This is a genomic window from Cupriavidus sp. 21MJTG02-4 (assembly GCF_057798975.1).
Map to the genome: position 1 here is coordinate 1 of NZ_JBYOJP010000036.1, position 20479 is coordinate 20479.

The 20479-nt window shown below is 60.7% G+C and carries 16 protein-coding genes and 4 pseudogenes; 10 read left to right on the forward strand and 10 right to left on the reverse strand.

The genetic code is table 11. From position 1 onward, the window contains the following. Window positions 1–350, reverse strand: a 350-nt coding sequence (locus AC3FKH_RS33835) for a 3-keto-5-aminohexanoate cleavage protein (RefSeq protein WP_488680010.1), incomplete at its 3' end; no start/stop codon positions are given. A gap of 98 nt (window positions 351–448) precedes the next feature. Beyond that, window positions 449–1468 carry an Ldh family oxidoreductase gene (locus tag AC3FKH_RS33840; RefSeq protein ID WP_488680012.1) on the reverse strand — a complete coding sequence of 340 codons (1020 nt, stop codon included), beginning with the start codon at window positions 1466–1468 and terminating at the stop codon, window positions 449–451. A gap of 688 nt (window positions 1469–2156) precedes the next feature. Between AC3FKH_RS33840 and AC3FKH_RS33845 the strand changes: the two genes are divergently transcribed. From AC3FKH_RS33845 to AC3FKH_RS33870, 6 genes and pseudogenes are all read left to right on the forward strand, one after another. Further along, window positions 2157–3101, forward strand: a complete 945-nt coding sequence (locus AC3FKH_RS33845; RefSeq protein WP_488680014.1) for a LysR family transcriptional regulator — start codon at window positions 2157–2159, stop codon at window positions 3099–3101. A 178-nt stretch (window positions 3102–3279) separates the two neighbouring features. Beyond that, complete coding sequence (locus AC3FKH_RS33850; protein WP_488680015.1) at window positions 3280–4251, forward strand: Bug family tripartite tricarboxylate transporter substrate binding protein; 972 nt, start codon at window positions 3280–3282, stop codon at window positions 4249–4251. Window positions 4252–4542: 291 nt separating this feature from the next. After that, window positions 4543–6054, forward strand: coding sequence for an aldehyde dehydrogenase family protein (locus AC3FKH_RS33855; RefSeq protein WP_488680017.1), 1512 nt, complete (start codon window positions 4543–4545; stop codon window positions 6052–6054). 258 nt (window positions 6055–6312) lie between these two features. Continuing rightward, complete coding sequence (locus tag AC3FKH_RS33860; RefSeq protein WP_488680019.1) at window positions 6313–6639, forward strand: antibiotic biosynthesis monooxygenase family protein; 327 nt, start codon at window positions 6313–6315, stop codon at window positions 6637–6639. Window positions 6640–7045: 406 nt separating this feature from the next. Beyond that, a pseudogene (locus AC3FKH_RS33865) lies at window positions 7046–8019 on the forward strand (cation:proton antiporter). Next, window positions 8019–8297: a hypothetical protein gene (locus AC3FKH_RS33870; RefSeq protein WP_488680021.1), complete on the forward strand. Its 279-nt coding sequence runs from the start codon at window positions 8019–8021 to the stop codon at window positions 8295–8297. The pseudogene AC3FKH_RS33865 and the gene AC3FKH_RS33870 overlap by 1 nt, the downstream one beginning before the upstream one ends. A 275-nt stretch (window positions 8298–8572) precedes the next feature. On the opposite strand, the gene AC3FKH_RS33875 is transcribed toward AC3FKH_RS33870, so the two are convergent. From AC3FKH_RS33875 to AC3FKH_RS33900, 6 genes and pseudogenes are all read right to left on the reverse strand, one after another. Beyond that, window positions 8573–9286: a carboxymuconolactone decarboxylase family protein gene (locus AC3FKH_RS33875; protein WP_488680022.1), complete on the reverse strand. Its 714-nt coding sequence runs from the start codon at window positions 9284–9286 to the stop codon at window positions 8573–8575. A 521-nt stretch (window positions 9287–9807) separates the two neighbouring features. Next, window positions 9808–10890, reverse strand: a complete 1083-nt coding sequence (locus tag AC3FKH_RS33880) for an FAD-dependent monooxygenase (protein WP_488680024.1) — start codon at window positions 10888–10890, stop codon at window positions 9808–9810. 38 nt (window positions 10891–10928) lie between these two features. Beyond that, the gene (locus tag AC3FKH_RS33885; RefSeq protein WP_488680026.1) at window positions 10929–11696 is read right to left on the reverse strand and encodes an SDR family NAD(P)-dependent oxidoreductase; all 768 of its coding nucleotides are present in this window, start codon (window positions 11694–11696) and stop codon (window positions 10929–10931) included. A gap of 36 nt (window positions 11697–11732) precedes the next feature. Next, window positions 11733–12044 carry a putative quinol monooxygenase gene (locus AC3FKH_RS33890; protein WP_488680028.1) on the reverse strand — a complete coding sequence of 104 codons (312 nt, stop codon included), beginning with the start codon at window positions 12042–12044 and terminating at the stop codon, window positions 11733–11735. Between the two features lie 13 nt (window positions 12045–12057). Then, window positions 12058–12831, reverse strand: a pseudogene (locus AC3FKH_RS33895) (SDR family oxidoreductase). Window positions 12832–12841: 10 nt separating this feature from the next. Then, window positions 12842–13822, reverse strand: coding sequence for an aldo/keto reductase (locus AC3FKH_RS33900; RefSeq protein WP_488680030.1), 981 nt, complete (start codon window positions 13820–13822; stop codon window positions 12842–12844). 140 nt (window positions 13823–13962) lie between these two features. On the opposite strand from AC3FKH_RS33900, the gene AC3FKH_RS33905 reads away from it, so the two are divergent. Next, the gene (locus tag AC3FKH_RS33905) at window positions 13963–14859 is read left to right on the forward strand and encodes a LysR family transcriptional regulator (protein WP_488680032.1); all 897 of its coding nucleotides are present in this window, start codon (window positions 13963–13965) and stop codon (window positions 14857–14859) included. Between the two features lie 24 nt (window positions 14860–14883). Here AC3FKH_RS33905 and AC3FKH_RS33910 read toward each other — a convergent pair. Next, window positions 14884–15057, reverse strand: a pseudogene (locus tag AC3FKH_RS33910) (cupin domain-containing protein); the annotation flags it as partial. 48 nt (window positions 15058–15105) lie between these two features. On the opposite strand from AC3FKH_RS33910, the pseudogene AC3FKH_RS33915 reads away from it, so the two are divergent. Together AC3FKH_RS33915 and galE are read left to right on the forward strand one after the other, a co-directional pair. After that, window positions 15106–15981, forward strand: a pseudogene (locus AC3FKH_RS33915) (phosphomannomutase/phosphoglucomutase); the annotation flags it as partial. A gap of 101 nt (window positions 15982–16082) precedes the next feature. After that, complete coding sequence (gene galE / locus AC3FKH_RS33920) at window positions 16083–17102, forward strand: UDP-glucose 4-epimerase GalE (RefSeq protein ID WP_488680034.1); 1020 nt, start codon at window positions 16083–16085, stop codon at window positions 17100–17102. Between the two features lie 860 nt (window positions 17103–17962). On the opposite strand, the gene AC3FKH_RS33925 is transcribed toward galE, so the two are convergent. Continuing rightward, window positions 17963–18217, reverse strand: a complete 255-nt coding sequence (locus tag AC3FKH_RS33925) for a hypothetical protein (protein WP_488680036.1) — start codon at window positions 18215–18217, stop codon at window positions 17963–17965. A 631-nt stretch (window positions 18218–18848) separates the two neighbouring features. Between AC3FKH_RS33925 and AC3FKH_RS33930 the strand changes: the two genes are divergently transcribed. Beyond that, window positions 18849–20309, forward strand: coding sequence for an ISKra4 family transposase (locus AC3FKH_RS33930; RefSeq protein WP_488680037.1), 1461 nt, complete (start codon window positions 18849–18851; stop codon window positions 20307–20309). The last annotated feature ends 170 nt before the right edge of the window (window positions 20310–20479 follow it).

The following is a 20479-nucleotide window of genomic DNA, read 5'->3' on the forward strand; positions in this document are numbered from 1 at the left end:
AGCACATGCTCCATGCGCTCCTCGGGCGTCGCCATCCCGGCGATCGCGTTGCGATTGGGATCGACAGCGTCAGGAACATAGCGGCCGCCGGCCCCTGTCGTCAGGTTGATCAGCACGTCGCTGCCTGTATCCCGAATACGGCGCACGACATCGCGATAGAGTGCCAGCTCGCGGCTCGGCTTCCCAGTCTGCGGATCCCGGACATGGATATGCACGATGGCAGCGCCGGCAGCGCGAGCGGCCAGCGCCTCGTTGGCGATCTGCTCCGGCGTGACAGGCACGTGCGGGCTGATTCCGGTCGTGTCGCCCCCGCCCGTGAGGGCGCAGGATATGATCACAGGCCTGCTCATTCAGTGTCTCCTACTCTTGTTGTCGTTGCATGGCGTGACGGCTGCCGACGCGGCACCCGCGCTCTAGCAACTTCGGCAGATAGCCCGGCACGTCACCGTCACTGCGACGCAGCGAGGATGGCGTGCAGCCTTTCATAGACCCGGCGTGATAGCAGGATGCCTTGCTCCCGTCGCAGATCACGTTCCCGGAACGCACGCTCCGATGGGATACGGATTTCGTCAACTCCATTCTGACGCGGCTGGCTTCTGATGAACTTGAGAAGTTCGGACAGTTCCGCCTTGAACTGCTCCGGCGGCATCAGTAGCCCTGGATCGAAGGCGATGAACAGGAACCCGAAGTCGTCCACCCTTCCGTTACGCCTTTTCGCGCCAGCAAGCAGACCGAGCGCTTGGATCGCAATAGACATGCCATAGCCTTTGTGCCCACCGAAGGGGATGATTCCGCCTTCCACCATGGCTTTTGCCCGCCGGGTGGGTACACCATCCTTATCGACGCCAAGCGCTTCAGGGAATTCTTCGTCCAAGAACGCTTTGAGCAGCACTTCGCCCCACATCGTTGAAGCCGTGCCCATGTCGAAGATGAAGGGGTTGACGTCACCGGGCAACGCGAATGCGATGGGGTTGGTACCCAACGCCGGCCGCCTTCCTCCAATCGGCACCACTGCGGCGGGGCTGCTGACCGTATGGATGCCGACGAAGCCGGCGCGCGCGATTTTTTCCAGGTAATACGCATTGCGACCGCTGAACCAGCTGTTCGCCACTCCTACGACCGCAATACCAGACTGACGCACCTTCTCGATGGTCACCTCGACAGCACGGCTAACGGATATGTACCCGACGTGGTTGCCACCGTCGAGCAACGCCGAAACAGGCGTCTCGTGGATCACCGTTACCGGGGTGCGCGGTTTTTTCAGCTCTGGACTGTCCGCAATCGCCAGAATTCGCGGCAGGCCGGCGAACGGATAGCCGTCTATGGAATTGCTCACCAGATGGGCGGTGATGGTCTTGGCTTCCTCGGGCGTGTAGCCTAGTCTCACCAAGACTTTGCAGCCCAGGTCGTCTGCTTCCGCGACCGACAGGCAAACGGAGTGATGATCGTCCATATTGGTTGATTCCATTGGGGTTTCCCTGTGCGACCATTGGGAGCCGCGGGATGTTATCTTCTTGGCGTCACCCAGATAATCCAGTGCCTTGCCGACCTAGTACGCACGCTTCGTCCGGCCGTCCAAGCGTACTGATGAAATTGGCATCCCCGGACGACATCGATATATGCGAAAGCCTTTGGCGATAATTTCCTGGAGCCCACGCTGTCTCCTCGGAAAGGGAGCGTACGGCTACGGCTGCGAGACGGGAGCCCCAACATTGTGGGAGAGGTTCGTCGTCGCCAGTACGGAGGCGCCTCGTGGTTATTATCCCAAGGCGTTATCACGTTGCTGCACTGTTGTACCTGCCCAGGCGCCCACCAAACGGCCGCATTGTAGAAGCGGGTGGGGCACTTGCATACGTGCCTCGGCGGCAAGGACTTTTGCTGCCGCTGCAAATAGCAATGCGTTACGAGGGCGGCAGCGAGACGTTCGTGCGTTGGCACGCGGCTTCAGAATCCGAAGCAGCGCCAAGGAAGCCTGGCCAAGACCGGATTGACTGGGTTCTCAGAAGTGACGCGCCGGTCACCGTGTATACTTAAATCGATTCTCGGGTCGTGACTGGCATAAACGCTTGGCATTTCCTACCCAGTGCAATACATACAGGCACACCCCTTCTGGCTGACCGGATGAGGATTGCTGACAAGACAGGGGACTAGGTCGCATGGACGAATTTACGCGTATCCAGACTTTCATAAAGGTTGTCGAAGCGGGAAGTTTCTCGGCTGCCGCACGTCACGAATCTTCCATCAGTTCGGTCGCCCGCCAGGTAAAGTCCCTCGAGGACGAATTGGGCGTGCGACTGCTCAATCGCAGTACCCGCAGCTTGTCGCTAACCGAACCGGGTCGGCGTTTTTATGAACGGGTCTGCGTCATCGCGAACGACCTCAAAAATGCCAAGTCCGAAGCGACGTCTTTCCAGGAAAGCGTGAAGGGCGTGCTACGCGTATCCCTACGCGTTTCCACGGGAACGACGATCATCGTTCCAGCATTGCCAACCCTGCTGGAACAGTATCCAGAGCTTAGTATCGACATTTCGTTGACGGATGAGAGGCGCGACCTCGTCGCTAACAACATTGACGTAGCGGTGTGGATGGGCAACATTCCGGATTCTGAGCTCGTAGCCAGACGTCTAAGTCCCAGCCAGAGAATTGTATGCGGCTCCCCTACGTACTTCCAGCGGCATGGCGTTCCTCGGAGCCCGGCGGATCTGCGCGAGCACAATTGCGTCCTGTTCACGGCCCGTTCGTATGGGAACGTGTGGGGGTTCACCAGGGATGATCAGCATGAGGAGATCGAAGTTCAAGGGACTGTACGTTCGGACAACGGTTTGGTGCTACTTTCGGCGGCGCTGTCCGGGCTCGGCCTGATCGTAGTACATGAATGGATGGTCCGCTTGCCCATTGCACAGGGTGCGCTGGTGAGGGTACTCGACGATTACTCGGTGAACCCCAAGGCGGGAGACGCTGAGCTCTACGCGGTGTATCCCAGCAGCCGGGGTCTTTCCCGTAAGGTGCGTGTCTTCGTCGACTTCCTGGTAGCGCTGTTTCGCGGCCAGGAAACCCTGACCGAGGCTGGCGCATACCCGTCCTCAGGCGCCGACAAATAGCGCGAGGCTGCCATCGGCGGTGCTGGCTACGGCGCTCTGGTCGACCGGGAGCTTCCCGCTGCCTGCAAAGCACCTTGCTGCCGAAGTGGGATGTGTAAGTCCATCACGACTTCTAGAATTGGCCTCGCGCATTCGCAATCGCGGTGATAGCCGAGATGCCAATGCATGGAGACAATGGATGAATCCCACTAGAAGAATGATGCTTCGGACTGCTGGGGCACTGCCGCTGCTTGGAATGGGCCGGGCTTTTTCACAGCAATTTCCTTCAAAACCGATCAGGATCATCATTCCCGCATCGGCGGGCACGTCGATCGACGTCACGGCGCGCTACATTTCTGAGCCGCTATCAAAGCGCTTGAAAACGCCGGTTTTAGTCGAGGATCGTCCCGGAGCTGGCGGACTTCTGGGGTATGCAGCGGCTGCGAAGGCGCCCGCGGACGGCTATACGCTCGTGCTGGCCGGCATTCCGCTATACCTGCTACCGCTGGTTTCCGAAACTCCTGCGTCGTTTGACCCGCAGAAGGACTTCACACCAGTCGCGCGGGTAGCGCAATTGTCGCTAGCCGTGGTAGTGCCGACGGGCTCGCCCCATCGCTCGCTGGCTGACCTGCTCCGGGCGATGAAGAACAAGCCCGGTGAAGTGACATATTCGTCGCAGGGGGTCGGTAGCACCGCGCATCTTTGTGGCGTGGTGTTGAACGACATGAGCAAGACGAAGGCTCAACATATTGCTTCCAGGGAGACGACCACTGCAGTTACTGACGTCGCCGGCGGCCGCATTGCCTTCACCTGCCAGGGATCGGCCGGCGTGCTTCCCCTGATAAAGGCCGGGAAGCTGCGTGCGCTCGCGGTCACCGGCGCGAAGCGTTGGGAAGTACTTCCTGATGTTCCCACTGTCGCGGAAGCCGGCATACCGGGCTTCGAGCTCTCGTCATGGCTTGAGTTCATGGCTCCCACGGGCACGCCGACGCCTGTGGTGCAGGTGCTGTCAGACGAGATCAGTCGCATCGCACAGACAGCAGACTTCAAGGAATTCTGTGATAGTCAAGTGATTTTCCCAGAGGTGTTGGGCTACAAACCACTGATGGACGGCATGAACAGCGAAGCGGCCAAGTGGAAGCGAATTGTCCAGCTTGCACGCAGCTCGTGAAGCCGCTGCGCCTGCCCCTGTGCGTGCTCACAATCTTGCGCACCGCAACATTGAGTCGCTAGCTGGCTTGCGGCGACGCCCAAGCTTCCTTGATGCCCTAGCGCCTCGCCAACGTGCTTTCTCCGGAGGGTGAGTTGGTTGAAAGGTGGTGGACCTACTCACCCCTACACCGAAGCCCTCGACAAACTGCTATGGCGATTGTCGAGTGGGGTATATCCGCTGCTCCGAATTCGTTCGCCAAGACTCTCGGCGCCGGCGCAAGCTTCTGAAGAAAGGAAAGGATCTCTCATTATGTCTACATTTAATTCCTTGCCAATCGAGTCCTCGCCCCCCGTCGGTGAAGGGCATCGGCGTGCTCTCGACTGGGTTCGGGCAGGGCCAAAGAAGCTGCTGATCGGAGGCGAGTGGGTTGACGCGAAATCCGGCAGGACGTTCGACACATTTGATCCTTCGACAGAGCAACTCCTGTCGACGGTGGCGGAGGCCGACGCGCTTGACGTGGACGCTGCTGTAGTCGCGGCGCGCAAGGCTTTTGAAGCGCCATCCTGGTCGGGCATTACGCCGCACGCGCGTACTCGGGCGCTGCTAAAAGTCGCCGAGATGATCGACCGCCACGCTGATGAACTGGCGGCTTTGGAGTCGCTCGACAACGGCATGCCGCTTTGGTACAGCACCGCGAGCGTCGCGGCCGCCAGCGAAGTGTTTCGATACTACGCCGGATGGCCGTCCAAGATCTTCGGCACCACGAATCCCACGGATTCGTCGATATTCATGTACACGGTGCGAGAGCCAATGGGCGTCTGCGGCCAGATCAACGCGTGGAATGTGCCGCTGACGATGGCCGCGATCAAAATATCCACGGCGTTGGCCTGCGGCAATACGGTGGTTCTCAAGCCTGCGGAGCAAGCTCCCTTGTCGACGCTGCGTTTGGCCGAGCTGGTCCAAGAGACAGACTTGCCGGCCGGGGTGCTAAATATTCTCCCGGGCTTCGGTGCAAGCGCGGGCGCGGCGATCGCTGCGCACCACGGGATCGACAAGATCGCTTTCACCGGCTCGACCGCGGTTGGCAAGCAGATCCTTCAAGCCTCGGCTGGAAACCTGAAGAAGGTGACGCTTGAGCTCGGCGGCAAGTCGCCCAACATCATCTTCCCGGACGCCGATATCGAGAAGGCGCTGCAGGCCGCAGTCAAGAGCTTCTGCGGCAACTCGGGGCAGGTGTGCTCGGCCGGCACCCGTCTGTTCGTACACGAGAGCTTGCACGACGAGCTCAGCGAGCGCATCGCCAAGATCGCCGCCACCTACAAGGTCGGCTCCCCGTTCGCGCCCGACACTAAGCTCGGGCCGCTGATTTCAGCCAAGCAGCTCGAACGAGTACTGCTCTACGTCGAATGCGGAAAAGAGGCAGGGGCGTCTTTACTTCAGGGTGGATCGCGTATCGGCGAGGTTGGCCACTTCGTCGAGCCGACCGTCTTCAGCAGTGTCTCGAACACGATGAAGATTGCGCAGGAGGAAATCTTCGGGCCTGTGGTATCCGTCATCCCGTTCAAGGACGAGAATGATGCGGTGTTCCAGGGCAACGACACGCCATATGGTTTGGCCGCTGCGGTGTGGACACGTGACATCACCCGTGCGCACTCCGTCGCACGGCGCCTGAAGGCCGGGCGAATCTGGATCAATACCTACGGGGAATCCGACCCTGTGATGGCGTTTGGTGGATACAAGCAGTCCGGCATCGGACGGGAGTTCGGCGCAGAATCGATTGACGCCTACACGCAGTCGAAAGCCGTATTGGTCCGCTTCTGAATCCCGTCTCACCCGCCGTCATTGGATCGCGGATGCGGTCCGCATTCGCGAATCTCGACCTTATTGTTCCACCACGTTGATGAATGCAAGCCGCGTTTCCAGAGTCTGGCAAGGCCACAATTACAAGTGCAGGAGGAAAATTGGAAGGTACGTACGGGTGTGACCTCATCCTGGTTGATCAAGTCTTCGGCGACCCGTGGGTTCGGCAACCGCTTCAGCAGGCAGTACAGAACCGAAATTTCGCTACGGAGACGAGTCATGATACTGGAACATGTCGATATCTGGATTAAGCAGGGAGAAAACGCTGACTTTGAGGCCGCAATCATTCAAGGACTGCAGACAGTGATGTCGCGTGCGGTGGGCATGCGAGGATACAAGCTCAATAGGTGCGTCGAGTCGCCATCGCGCTATGTCATGCAGATTCTCTGGAACAGGATTGAAGACCACATGGTTACCTACCGCGAGGGCCCCCTTTCCCCCGAGTTCCGCGGTATGGTTCAGTCCTATTTCGCTCAGCCGCCGGTGATGCAGCATTTTGAGCTCCTCGTAAGGGACGGTTCGGACACTCAAGACGCTCGGATCTGAGGGCATTGCCCCCACGACGGTCATCGTGGGGGCGATGGTGCTCAATAGTGACGCGCTCTTAACGACGGCTCAAGTCCCGATGACAGGCGTGAGAAGGTTCCAACTTAGTACTCATGAAGGGTAGTAATGTTGATACTGACTGCCTTGCAGCCGATCGCATCGATGTGTCCCTCGTCATTGTCGACTCGCTGTCTGGCCGATGCCGGACCTATGGACTGCCCGGACAAGTGGCCGTACCCGGACCGATTCCTTGGCACAATCACGAATCGGCTGTCCTCGCGCCTTCCTCGGGTCACGGGTTCAAATCCCCACACGATCTGATTTCATCATCTGTGGAAAGGGGCGAGCACAGATGCATATCTTTGAGACGATCCTTGTCCTCCTCCTCGGCGCAACCATCTTGTCCATGGTGGCGGGGCGGCTGAATGTTCCGTATCCCACTCTGCTGGCGCTGGGCGGCGTTGTCGTGTCTCTGATTCCTGGCACGCCAACACTAGACCTTCCGCCCGATCTCATCCTCGCGCTGTTCGTTGCGCCCGTGCTCCTCGACGCTGCGCATGACACTTCGCTGCGCGACCTGCGCGAGAACTGGCGACCGGTATTGTCGCTAGTGCTGGTCGCGGTCGGCTTGACGACTGTCACGGTTGCCGTCGTCGCCAAGTTCTTCCTCCCCGAGATGCCATGGGGAGCGGCGATCGCCCTCGGTGCTTTGCTAGCGCCCCCCGATGCTGTAGCGGCGCTTGCCGTGCTGCGCCAAGTGGCGCCGCCACACCGGATTCGCACGATCCTCGAGGGAGAGAGTCTGCTGAATGATGCGTCCTCGCTGCTGATCTACAAGCTGGCGATCGGTGTGGTCGCGGCGGGTGGCTTTAGCGTTGCGGAGCTAACGCCGGCCCTTGTCCTCGTGACTTTTGGCAGTGCCGCAGCGGGCTGGGCGATGGCGAGAATCGTCGTGCGCGTGCTTGCGCCTATTTCTGAGCCGCGACTGCGACAATCATCCAGTTTGTCGCGACCTTCGGTGTGTGGATTGTTGCCGAGCGCCTTGGCTTTTCAGGTGTCATCACCATAGTTGTTTTCGGACTGACTGCGGCGCGGAGGCGCACGTCCTCCGCGAACTCGCACGTACGTGTGCTCTCCAATTCCACTTGGGAAGCGGTTACGTTTGTGCTGAACGTCTTCGCGTTCACACTTATCGGACTTCAGGTACGTCCGATCATTGAGGCGTTTCCGGACCGCGAACGACGGCACGTGCTTGGGATCGCGCTCGCCATCCTGGGAGTGGTGGTGGTAGTCCGTCTGGCGTGGGTTCTTGTCTATGGTTCTGTCCGTGATCAGAATCAGAGCGAACGCACGGGGCCCAGAACGCCAAAAGTTGGCTAATGGTGGGCTGGGCGGGAATGCGCGGTATTGTTACGCTCGCTGCAGCGCTCGCGCTACCTGTCGGGTTTCCCTATCGCGACTTCATTCTTTTGACTGCGTTCACCGTAGTTCTGGGGACCTTGGTTGTGCAGGGGCTGACGCTCGGTCCACTGCTTCTGTGGCTTCGTCTGCCGGTCGACAACAAGGTGCTGGAAGAACTGGCGACTGCACGCGGCGCGGCGCTAGAAGCTGCATTGCTGAGCTCGACCGCCACGAAGGCGCCGCTGCCCAGCGTATGAAGATGGAGTACTGCGAAGCTTTGAGTGAGGCGCGCGACGGTCGAGATCCGCGTGGTTCATCGGATAATTCTCTTCGCCAAAAGGTCGTGCCAGCCTCCCGTCGTGCGATCGATGACCTTCGCGACAGCGGACAGATTGGCGACGAGGCCTATCGTGCCGTCGAGAGAGAACTGGATCTGCTTGAGCTCAGTTCTCGCGTCTCCGCAGACACTGACTGACCGCGGCCACGGCCGCGGTCAGTCAGTCGCTCGGAGGCCGGTGTGGCGGCTGTAAGCTCAACCAGACCTCTTGTCGAACACATCCTTGGCAACCACTGCCGCGGACATCGCGTTGGGCCACCCAGCATAGAAGGCGAGGTGTGTGACGACCTCCGCCGCTTGATGCTGAGTGAGACCGTTGTCCATGGCCTTGTTCACGTGAAAGGTAATCTGCGCGGATTGACCGGACGTCACTAACGCAGCCACGGTCACCAGGCTTCGGTCGCGCGGCGCGAGACCGGGTCGAAGCCACAGGTCACGAAACAGGACATCGGTCGTATACCGCGCGAGCATCGGAAAGGCCGTGCCAATCATCTCATCGACAGTAGCTGCGCGACGTGCCTCGACGGATTCGTCGATCGGAAGCAGTTCGACCGATGCGCCAGGAAGCTGAGCTCGTTGGATCCCGCGCTCGCCGAAGATCTCACCAGCTATCGCGACGGCGGCGTTGGCATTGCCCCACCCAGAATAGAAAGCAAGTTGAGTGATCGTTTCCGAAAGCTCCGCCGGTGTAACGCCGTTGTCCAGCGCAAGCCCGATATGGGTCGCCAGTTCGATCGGCTGTGAGCGGGCGATCAGCGAAGCAACGGTGATCAGGCTGCGATCGCGGGGTGACAAGGTTGGGCGCTGCCACAGGTCTCGGAGTGCATCTTGGGTGTATCGAGCTAGTACCGGCGATACGGCCCGCACGTCGTCTAGCTTAATTGCTGGCGAGGATTCTTTTTCTGTCATGGTAGGGGGCTCCTTATGGGGGCTGCTTTCGACTAGGCACTGCCTGGCATCTTCGGTTTAGAAGGAGGGCAACATTGCTGATGACGATCGCCTCGCGCGCTGGCAACGCTGCGCGTGTCGCATGGGTGCGGGCTGCGTTCCGGGCATGCGGCACAACGCCGTGTCCCTGCTCAATAAAAAATTTTCCTGGCGGCATGCACAAGCCGACCGATGATCCGGCGAATGTCATGATCTCACTCCTCGCAAGTGCTGCTGTTTTCACAGCGGACAGCGAAGACGTTAGGTCACGGCCGCCCGCTGCTGGCCGATCCGATCAGCGATTGACCGTCTTCATCATCTGGGCGGTGTAGGTTGGTGCAAGCAGGATCACCGGCAAACCGATGCCACTGCCTGCGCCTGTAATGAACCAAACCTCGCTCATGGTGCTACTCCTTAAAGCATCCACTCTAGGAAGTAGCGAACTCGTCGAGTAGTCGGCAACCACTCTTAGGCTTTATGAGCGTGGCTCATGGCAGCTTGATTCATGCGCCGACGTACTGGGCAAACGAGCGGCTGAACTGCTGCCCGCCCTTCACTAGGCTGCGCGCAGACTGCAAGCGCTGCTGCTCATAACGGTACAGCGCCTCTTGACCTGCGCTGCCCCGCACTCCGTTACTCGCTGCGTCGGCGATCGCCAGGGCGTCCTGCAATGAGGCACCGAAGCCCTTGCCGGTCATTGGCGTCGGAACGTGCGCTGCGTCCCCGACGAGCGCAAGGCGCCCCCGCGTGAGGCGTTCCGGGACGTACTCTGCGATGGGTGTGCCGATGACAGCGCGGCGACCAATGCAGTCCAGGATGGTGTCGCGCCACGGCGCCGGCCAGCGCTTGCGGGCCTGCTCTGCGAGATCGTGGTAGACCGCCTCCGGCACATCCCCCGCACGCAGTGTGTGATGAACGACGTCTTCAGCGACACACCCGCTCTCTTCGAGTAGGCCGTTCCTGTTGGCGTCGTACCAAGCCCAGCCCAACTTGCGTGAGCCTTTCCTGAGCGATCCATCCGCGCTTGGCAACGGGTAGCCCAGCAGGATGAAATCGCCGCCTTCCAGATAAGCGACATCGGTTGGCCAGCGAAAGTTGGACGGCAGCGCGCTTTCCTGCGCCACGCCCAGCCAGATCAGGTAGCCGGCGAAGCGGGCATCTGGACTTTGCGGACAGACGCGCTGGCGCACCACACTGCGATGGCCATCGGCACCGATGCCGATGTCAGCGCTAAAGCGGTCACCGGCGCGGGTTGTCGCCCATGCGCTGTCGTTGTCCTGATCCACGGATATCACGTCGGTGTGGGTGTAAAGGCGGATGTTCGGATCGGCGCCTGCTGCCTCGCGCAGTCCGGCGTGGACGGTGAACCAGGTTTGCACACCGGCCGGAATCTCCTGCCCGAGCGCCGCGAGTCGAGGGCCGACGATCCGCTCCAGCAGCTTCTCCTCAACGTGGATGGCCGCGCCGGTACGCCCCGTGTCGCCCGACCTTTCCAGGACAGTGACCGTCAGTCCTGCGCGCGAAAGCGCGAGCGCTGTCATGAGGCCGGACAGTGAAGCGCCGACGATGACTGCAGTGCCTGGCATGGTCGGGTCCGGCGCTGTGCGGAGAGATGTTCGGCTACTCACGGCAACGACACACCGGTGAGTTCGGCGAGCCGGGCCAACAACTGGTTCTGAAAGGCGCGATCCGATACCTCGTCGGCCGGCTTCTGCTTTCTCTTGTGATGCCAATAGCCGCCGCTGACAAGCGCAGCCGCGTCGCTGCTGGTGGCCAGCCACGCCTGCGTCTGGTGACCCATCTGCAGATCGTCAGGTGCACCGGCGCCGCCCATGCGCGTGGGAACCCAACCCGGGTCGACCGCGTTGCTCAGTACCTCGGGCCATCGGCGTTCGAGTGCTGCCGCAAGCGCGGCGACATGGAGCTTGGTCTCGCAGTAGGCTCTGGTGGCTTGCCAGCGACGTTCGGTCCAGTCGATGTCGCGCAGCGAACCCTCCCCGTCGCGATGCATGCCGCTGCTGAGGTACACCAGCCGGCCCGGTTGCTCCATCAAGGCGGTGAGCAGGTACGCCGCCAGCGTGTTGACGGCGAGCACCGTTGCATGGCCCTCGGGCGTATTGCCACGGTTCGTTTCCATATAGATGCCGGCGTTGTGGATGACGGCGTCCATCCGGCGGATGGCGTTGACCTGGCCGGCAACGGCACGGGTTTCGGCAGCATTGGCAAGGTCACCCACCACAATGGCCGCTGCGCCCGTCAGGCTTCGCCGCAGTGACTGGGCTCGCTCATTGGAGCGAGCATGCACGATGACCTCATGGCCGCCGGCGATGAGGTCCTGCGCCGCGGCGCGGCCCAAGCCTTCGGCCGATCCGGTGATGAAAATGCGGCTCATGGGGTCGCCCTTTCTACGGGAAGATGGCCGGGCTCGTCAGTCGCTTACACGGGAAGTGAAGGTGAGCGAAGGCCCGAAGGTGAGCAGCGGCCCCAGCTCTTTCATCACGCTGGCCACGTGGGCGTTGCCGGCGTGGGAATCGACAGCCGCCTGGTTGGCCCACCCGTCGATGATGAAGAAGGTATTGGGCTCGCCGAGCTTCTGATGAAGGTTGTAATAGAGACAGCCTGCTTCGGCCCTGGCAGGCTCGACGAACTGGAGCGCGAGTTCACGCACCCGCTCGCGGTCGGCGGTCTCGCAGCGCAGCTCACACACGATGTGGACTTCGTCTAGTCGGTTTGCAGTCATGATGCTTCTTCCTTCAGTTCTTGCCGGCGTAGACGCGGGTCATGCCGCCGTCCACCACTAGGTCGATGCCGCGGATGTACGCGCTAGCGTCGGAGGCCAGGAACACCAAGGCATCGCCGATGTCTTGGGTGGAACCGACACGGCCAGCGGGGATTTCAGTCGAGACGCGCTCCACATAGTCCGCCACCTACTGGTCGGTCATCTTCTGTTCCTTGCCGTACCCCTCGGTCGGCACCACGCCGGGGCTGATGGTGTTTACGCGGATGTCGCGGTGCTTGAGGTCCGTCGTCCAACTGCGAGCGAGTGAGCGCACCGCCGCTTTGGTCGCCGCATACACCGCAAAACCCGACAAACCCATGTCCGCCGTGATGGACGCATTGAGCGCCACCGAGGCGCCATTCCGCAGCACGCCCAGCATCGTCTGCATCGTCAGCACGACGCCCTTGATGTTGATGGACAGCTCGCTGTCGATTTGTTCGTCGGTCAGTTCTTCGAGCGGGGTGGCATGGCCGCCGCCGGCGTTGGCGAACAGGATGTCGAGCTTGCCGTGCGCCGCCTTGATGGTGTCTGCCACACGCTGCATGTCGGCCTTGACGCTGGCGTCAGCCTGGATGCCGTGTGCGCCCTTGCCAAGCTTGGCGACGGCCGTGTCGAGAACCTCTTGCCGACGGCCCGTGATGTAGACCGTCGCGCCGTGCTCGATCAGCCGCTTGGCCGAGCCAAAGCCGATGCCGGTCGTGCCGCCGGTGACGAGCGCAACGCGCCCTTGAAGTGTTTGTGCAGTCATCGCGGTCGCCTCAACGGTTGACGGTCTTCATCATCTGGGTGTTGTAGCGCTCGCCCGTGACCGGAACCTTGGCCATCACATCGGCCAGTTCCTTCAGGTCGGCCGCCGTCAGCTCGACGGCGGCGCCACCAATGTTTTCTTCCAAGCGATGCAGCTTGGTGGTGCCAGGGATCGGCGTGATCCAGGGCTTTTGTGCCAGCAGCCAGGCCAGGGCGACCTGCGCGGACGTGGCGTTCTTGCGCTTGGCCACTTCGCCGATCAACGTGACCAAGTTGTGGTTGGCCTCACGGGCTTCGTCAGCAAAACGCGGCAGGTTCTTGCGCACGTCGCCCTCGGCGAAGGTCGTGGAGGCGTCAATCTTGCCGGCCAGGAAGCCTTTGCCCAGCGGGCTGAAAGTCACGAAACCGATGCCAAGCTCTTCCAGGGTCGGGATGATTTCCAGTTCCGGCTCGCGGGTGAACATCGAGTATTCGCTCTGCAGGGCGACCACGGGCTGGACCGCATGGGCAGCGCGGATGGCCGTCACGCCGGCCTCGCTCAGGCCGAAGTGTTTGACCTTGCCTTCCTGGATGAGGTCGCGGACGGTGCCAGCCACATCTTCCATCGGGACGTTCGGGTCGACACGGTGCTGGTAGAACAGGTCGATGCGGTCGGTCTTCAGGCGCTTGAGCGACTGTTCGGCCACTAGGCGGATACGGGCAGGTGTGCTGTCGAGGCCGGCGGTGGCGATGCCATCCTTGAAGCCGAACTTGGTGGCCAGGACGATCTGGTCGCGGAAGGGGGCGACGGCTTCGCCGAGCATTTCTTCATTCACCGCGCCGTAGGCTTCGGCGCTGTCGAAGAACGTGACGCCGCGCTCGAACGCCGCGCGGATCAATTCGATGCCGGTCGACTTCTCGGTCGCCGGGCCGTAGCCAAAGGTCAGGCCCATGCAGCCCAGGCCGATGGCGGAGACTTCAAGACCGTTCTTGCCCAGTGTGCGCTTTTGCATATTCAGCTCCTTCAGAGTTGGTTGCTGCCCTCTTTGGGTGGTACCGAAATGGCTGTGTTCGGAAGGCATGTGAGTACTTTAGAAACTTGAGGGTCATGTGAGAACCCGGCATACTTATCTAAACGATATGAGTTTGCTTCATGAAAGATCGGATAGACCTCAACAGCCTCTCGTCCTTCATCGTGGTGGCGCGCGAGCGCAGCTTCACCCGTGCCGCGGCCCAGTTGGGCGTCACCCAGTCGGCGCTGAGTCACAGCATGCGAGCGCTGGAGGAGCGCCTGGGAGTCCGGCTGCTGGCGCGAACCACCCGGGGCGCATCGCCGACCGAGGCGGGAGAGCGGCTGCTCTTGAGCCTGGCTCCGCACTATGAGGGCATTGAGACGGAACTGGCCGCCATTGGCGAGCTGCGTGAGAAGCCTGCAGGCACCATCCGCATCACCACGCATGACCATGCGGCGTCCACCATCCTCTGGCCCAAGCTGTCAAAGCTGCTGCCCGAGTACCCGGACATCCAGCTGGAAATCAACATCGGCTATGGCTTGATTGACATCGTGGCCGAGCGGTTCGACGCCGGCGTGCGCATCGGCGACCAGATTGCCAAGGACATGATTGCGGTCCGCATCTCGCCGGACTTCAGGATGGCCGTCGCGGCGTCACCGGCCTATTTTGCGAATCGGCCCAAACCTCAGACACCGCAAGACCTCACGTCGCACAACTGCGGCAACCTGCGCATGGCGACTCACGGGGGGCTGTATGCCTGGGAGTTCGTGCAAGACGGAAGAGCGCTGAACGTTCAGGTGTCCGGCCAGATCATTTTCAACACCTCTGCACAGCTTCTCAACGCCGCACTGGAAGGGTATGCGTTGACCTACGCGCCCGAGGACGTCATTCGGCCACACGTAGAGGCCGGCCGCCTAGTGCGTGTGCTGGAAGAGTGGAGCCCGACCTTCCCGGGCTACCACCTCTACTACCCCAGCCGCCGCCAGTCCTTACCCGCCTTCGCGCTCGTGGTCGAGGCGCTCAAGCTGCGAGATTGAGACAGCCGTGCCACGGCTGGGTGGCTACTTGCCGTACTGCTCGTCGCTGACCTTCTCCAGCCACCCGACTCGCTTGCCGTCCAGAGTCTCCTGGATCGCGATGTGGCTCATACCCGTTGTGGCCGTCGCGACATGCCAGTGCTTCACACCGGGCGGCGGCGTCCAGATGACATCGCCCGGGTTGATTTCGATGCGAGCACCATCCCGCTGCATCCATGCTGAAGGAATTGCTGGCGACCGACCCGGATGAAGATTGCACTGGATGCCGGCAATGGCGTAGCCGGCGCCTTCGTGGGCGACTTGTTCCGCGGGCTCGGCTGCGAGGTGACGGAGTTGTTCTGCGAGGTGGACGGGCACTTCCCCAACCACCATCCGGATCCGGCCCACGTGGAGAACCTGCAGGACTTGATGAAGTGCCTGCGCGAGACCGATTGCGAGCTGGGCCTGGCCTTTGATGGCGACGGCGACCGCCTTGGCGTGGTGACCAAGGACGGCCAGGTGATCTTCCCCGATCGGCAGCTGATGCTGTTTGCCGAGGAGATCCTGTTGCGCAACCCCGGCGCGCAGGTGATCTACGACGTCAAGTGCACGGGAAAGCTGGCGCCGTGGATTCGCAAGCATGGCGGCGAGCCGCTGATGTGGAAGACCGGCCATTCACTGGTGAAGGCCAAGCTCAAGGAGACCGGCGCGCCGATCGCGGGCGAGATGAGCGGGCACGTGTTCTTCAAGGATCGCTGGTATGGGTTTGACGACGGCCTGTACACGGGCGCGCGCCTGCTGGAAATCCTGTCGCGTCATGGCGACCCGAGCACCGTACTGAATGCGCTGCCGAACGCCAACAACACGCCCGAGCTGCAACTCAAGTGTGCGGAGGGCGAGCCGTTCGCGCTGCTGGACAAGATCAGGGCCAACGCGAAGTTCGAGGGCGCGCGTGAGGTCATCACCATCGATGGCGTGCGAGTCGAGTATGCCGATGGCTTCGGCCTGGCCCGTCCTTCCAATACCACGCCGGTGGTGGTGATGCGGTTCGAGGCGGACAACGACGCCGCGCTGGCGCGGATCCAGGCTGAGTTCAAACGTGTGATTCTAAGCGAGAAGCCGGATGCGCGGCTGCCCTTCTGAGTATGTGCTGGCCCATTGAATGGCAGGCTTGCGCACCAGCGCCGATGGCATGGGATGTACGAGGCGTCCTTAACCTATCTTGTTCAACCTGAAAAATTCTCATGTCTGAGTCATTGCTGCTCACTGGTGCTACCAGATATATCGCATCGCATACGTGGGTGGCGCTGCTTGACGACGGGTACGATGTCATCGGCCTTGATAATCTGTGCAACAGCAATCAGATAGTGGTCGAGCGAATTGCCGCTATTTCGGGAAAAAACCCGCAATTTGTCAAAGGTGATGTGCGCGACCGCGCGTTGCTCGACCGCCTGTTTGCCGAGCATTGCATCACCGGCGCCATCCATTTCGCGGCACTGAAGGCGGTAGGCGAATCCGTGAGCCAGCCGCTGGCGTACTACGATAACAACATGAACGGTCTGCTGACCCTATGCGCAACCATGCAGGCAGCAGGGGTAAAGCAACTGGTGTTCAGTTCTTCAGCCACCGTTTATGGCAATCCGCACACAGTCCCGATTCTCGAGAAGTTCCCGCTGTCCGCAACGAATCCCTATGGTCAGACCAAGCTGATGGGTGAGCAGATCCTGCGCGACCTTGAAGAATCTGATCCGGACTGGCGCATTGCCCATTTGCGCTATTTCAACCCGGTGGGTGCGCACGAGAGCGGGCTGATCGGCGAGGACCCGAGCGGTGTGCCAAATAACCTGATGCCTTACGTGGCACAGGCGGCGGACGGGCGCCGCAACAAGCTGATGGTGTTTGGCGGCGACTATCCTACGGCCGATGGTACCGGCGTGCGCGACTATCTCCACGTATCCGACCTCGCAGACGGCCATCTCGCGGCATTGGCTTACCTGCGCGGCCACCCGCAGGGGATAACGGTCAACCTCGGCACCGGCCGCGGCTACAGCGTGTTGGAAGTGATCAGGGCATATGAGTACGCCAGCGGCCGCCCCGTGCCGTACGAAATCGTGGCTCGCCGAGCCGGCGATATCGCTTCCTGCTATGCCGATCCCGCGCTGGCACACCGGATGCTGGGCTGGCGTGCGCGGTACGATCTTGACCGCATGTGTGAAGATTCCTGGCGCTGGCAATCTATGAATCCGAGTGGGTTTGTGGGCTGAAACTGTGCGACGTCCCCGTTTCTGGAGCGATTCCGGCATCTTGCCTGTGAGCTTCTTTGCCGCCGAATCTTCGTGCTTTGATGGCGTGGCCAAATCCTCATCGCCGATGAAGGTAACATCCAACGGGTGGCGCTACCCGTGGCACGAAAGATGGTTGGCTCGATGTCATGCGGCGCAATCGGCTGGATTGACGCCAGGAATGCCCACGGGTTGGGATCGGGATGAAGATCGGCATCGACGAACACGCTATAGCCCTGCTCACGCGGTCGCTTCTGCAGTGGGCAGGGCAATCAGATTGACCAAGCCGCCTTTGGGCATCGCGTCCTGCTTATGAAAACAGACGGTCATAGGACGCCAACTTGAGCTGCCGAGTGCGCGAGCCAGGTGTGGCTGATGATGGCCGTGCCGAGGCGGCGTGCATCGCGCGCCGACACCTTGCCAGCGAAGAAGGGGTTGTGCCGGGATGAAGCCGGAATTGACACATAAGGCCAAGAAGTAATAACGACCGTGGCCTATATGTGATCAGAGGCCAGTTCGACCGTATCGGGATGGCTGCGCGCGAGCAGCCCCGGGCGCCGTCACTTGGCCCACACGCTTTGCCGATAGCGTGGCAAACCTACCGGCGCGAGCTGATCCCGTGGGACAGCCCGCTTTCGGCTTAATACCGCAAAAAGCACACAGGACTCTAAAAGCAAAAAACCCTACGCTCCGAAAAGAGTAGGGTTCGGTATTCGCCAGACGCCCGCATCCGGTACGGGTCACGTCTTAGGCAATACGGAGAGGCGTTCTTTCAGACGCCCTCTAATTGGCGACCGGAGGAGGCCGAGCGGCTTTCGACCGCCGCGCACGGCCCATCGAGCTCAGAGGGCGGAGCGGTCCGAGGCGATGTAGTAGCGGGCGCCGTACGTATTGATGTCGAACTTGCCGGCCTTGGCGCCATCGACAAAAGTGTCGAATTTGGCGCTTTTTGCACCATCCGTATAAACATCGTACTTCGGAGTCCGCGCGCCGTCAGCATAAGTGTCGAATTTGCCACTCTTGGCAAACGCCGGCGCGGCCGACAGGGCGGCAGCCAGTGTAGCGATAGCGATCAGAGCGGGGCGACTGGTTTTCATGGCTCACTTCTTTTGTCCAGTTGGAATGCCATCCGTGATGCTGCATTGCGGCATTCTACGGTCGCATATTAAGGGTTTTCCCCAAATAGGTAAACCCCAATCTCCTGATTACTTGGTTTGAACTGCTCCAATAAACGGGCGGAACGCAAAAGTTGTGGGGCCAATGCCCCGCGCAAGAGGCCAGGGTGTATCTGAGGTCGATGGGTACCGGCAGATGCTTTCGCTTCGGTTCAAGCCAGGTTCTTGATCCGTAGAACGGAGCAAGTCTGTCACTCCCGTAGAACGGAGCAAGTCTGTCACTCCGGAATCCAGCTGGAACCCGCATCGGATATATAAATCCGTAGAACGGAGCAAGTCTGTCACTCCGGAATCCAGCTGGAGCCCGCGTCGAATATAGAAATCCGGCCGGTGAATTGACACTATTGCGTGCACTCCCAAGAGAGTGAACCAAAACGTGGGAGGCCATTTCCGTTGACTTGACCGCCGTCATAGACGGCATGACCGCGCCGTACCCGATGGGATACGGTGCTTGGAATCCGCGAAGTTTCTAACGAAAAGAGCCCATCCAGCCCGCCCGGCGCGCTGACCGTATCAGCTATGCTGGCGACGTTGCCAACCGATCGGAGTTGCTATGCGACTGATCATCGAGGCCCGCCTGGAGGGTGGGAAAGCGGGTGAGACTGAAGCAACGATCGTTGCTGTGGTGGAACGAAAGGACCGGAGCGTCGCCGACCTGGGACTTACACTTGCCGAAGGTCGCGCCTTGCTTGCTGAGGTTCAATCGTTACTGGTGTCGGAGCAGACTGCCGGGTGGATGGAGGGCCAATTGGCTTGCGATCGTTGTGGCTCGATGCTGCCGCATAAGGACGCACGGTCGATCGTGCTGCGAACCGTGTTTGGCAAGGTCGACGTGCCGAGTCCGAGGCTGTGGGCGTGCAACTGCGCGGCGAAGCAAGGACAACCGCGCCGCTCAGTGAGTCCGCTGTGCAAGGCCGTTCACCAGCGTGTGACGCCGGAATTGGAGTACCTGCAGGCCAAATGGGCTGCCCATCTACCCTACCGTCAGGCCACTGAGCTGCTTCGAGAGGTCCTTCCGCTGGACAAAGGGATTTCCTTCGGTAGTACTCGCCGTCGGATCCTCGCCATCGGGAGGGCGCTGGACGCGCAGATCGAGCGCGATATCGTGTCTGGACCCAAAGCGGTCAGCGGAGAGCAGATTCGCGAATCGACCACCGTCGGCTGCGTGAGCGTCGACTCGGCTTGGCTGAGCTTCAGCAGCAGCCCCAAGAGCCGCAAAGCGGCGCGCGAGCTTGCCGAGCTGAAATCGCCTTGGGCGCAGAAGTTGACTCGGGATCGACATGTCAACATCGTTGCGGGCCGCGCAACTCTTGCTGATCGCACCCCGCGTCTCTACGCGTACGTGCATAAGCTGGTGCCATCGGCGCCCGCGCGGCTGGACCAATTTCTCTTTGCAAGCGGCGTGGCTCGAGACGAGCGAGTCACCGTGATCAGCGATGACGCTGGCGAATTTGGCAAGGCGGTAGATGGCAGCCAGCTTGCCAGGGGAAGGATTCTGGACTGGTTTCACATCGCGATGAAGTTTAAGGCTGCCAGGAACTCGGTCTTAGGAAGCCAGACGATGGAGCCCCACGAGCGAATCGCCGTAGAGACAGAGATCGACCACGCCAAGTGGCTGGTTTGGCATGGAAAGGGCCGACAATCGGTGTTCCGCATCAAGGCATTGGATGCCACGCTGTTGGCGGACAAAGGCTATGAGTACTCGACGTTGTACTGGAACTTGCGCCGCCTGTACTTCTACATCGAGAACAACGCCGGTACGCTCGTGAACTATGGCATGCGCTATCACAAGGGACTACCAATCAGCAGCAGCATTGCCGAGTCCGCGGTGAACCTGGTGGTCAGCCATCGCATGGCGAAGAAGCAACAAATGCGATGGACGGACGAGGGAGCGCACTGTCTGGCGCAGGTCAGAGTTGCTGTTCTCAACAAAGAATTCTCGGTTAAGAAACTTGCCGGGTTGACCAAACCTTCTATAGCTGTGAACTCGCCGAATGCGCGCCGAGCGGCATGAATTGACCTCCCACAGTTTGATTCACTCTCAATTGGTACCGCGATTACTTATATGGTCGCCTCCCTTTTGCAAGGGATATTTGTCGATAGCCAGTAGGGTGGTTGCGGACTTATATTCGGACTCGATCGCGGAACTAAGTCCGCCGGCCCCGATGGATTTCGCCGCAGAGG

Excerpts from the sequence above, each read along its gene's own strand:
- AC3FKH_RS33925 (WP_488680036.1), bottom strand. The coding sequence starts at position 18,217 with ATGAAAACCAGTCGCCCCGCTCTGATCGCTATCGCTACACTGGCTGCC.
- AC3FKH_RS33880 (WP_488680024.1), bottom strand. The coding sequence starts at position 10,890 with ATGCCAGGCACTGCAGTCATCGTCGGCGCTTCACTGTCCGGCCTCATG.
- AC3FKH_RS33870 (WP_488680021.1), top strand. The coding sequence starts at position 8,019 with ATGGTGGGCTGGGCGGGAATGCGCGGTATTGTTACGCTCGCTGCAGCG.
- AC3FKH_RS33855 (WP_488680017.1), top strand. The coding sequence starts at position 4,543 with ATGTCTACATTTAATTCCTTGCCAATCGAGTCCTCGCCCCCCGTCGGT.
- AC3FKH_RS33850 (WP_488680015.1), top strand. The coding sequence starts at position 3,280 with ATGAATCCCACTAGAAGAATGATGCTTCGGACTGCTGGGGCACTGCCG.
- AC3FKH_RS33905 (WP_488680032.1), top strand. The coding sequence starts at position 13,963 with ATGAAAGATCGGATAGACCTCAACAGCCTCTCGTCCTTCATCGTGGTG.
- AC3FKH_RS33860 (WP_488680019.1), top strand. The coding sequence starts at position 6,313 with ATGATACTGGAACATGTCGATATCTGGATTAAGCAGGGAGAAAACGCT.
- galE (WP_488680034.1), top strand. The coding sequence starts at position 16,083 with ATGTCTGAGTCATTGCTGCTCACTGGTGCTACCAGATATATCGCATCG.
- AC3FKH_RS33885 (WP_488680026.1), bottom strand. The coding sequence starts at position 11,696 with ATGAGCCGCATTTTCATCACCGGATCGGCCGAAGGCTTGGGCCGCGCC.
- AC3FKH_RS33900 (WP_488680030.1), bottom strand. The coding sequence starts at position 13,822 with ATGCAAAAGCGCACACTGGGCAAGAACGGTCTTGAAGTCTCCGCCATC.
- AC3FKH_RS33890 (WP_488680028.1), bottom strand. The coding sequence starts at position 12,044 with ATGACTGCAAACCGACTAGACGAAGTCCACATCGTGTGTGAGCTGCGC.
- AC3FKH_RS33930 (WP_488680037.1), top strand. The coding sequence starts at position 18,849 with ATGCGACTGATCATCGAGGCCCGCCTGGAGGGTGGGAAAGCGGGTGAG.
- AC3FKH_RS33875 (WP_488680022.1), bottom strand. The coding sequence starts at position 9,286 with ATGACAGAAAAAGAATCCTCGCCAGCAATTAAGCTAGACGACGTGCGG.
- AC3FKH_RS33845 (WP_488680014.1), top strand. The coding sequence starts at position 2,157 with ATGGACGAATTTACGCGTATCCAGACTTTCATAAAGGTTGTCGAAGCG.
- AC3FKH_RS33840 (WP_488680012.1), bottom strand. The coding sequence starts at position 1,468 with ATGGAATCAACCAATATGGACGATCATCACTCCGTTTGCCTGTCGGTC.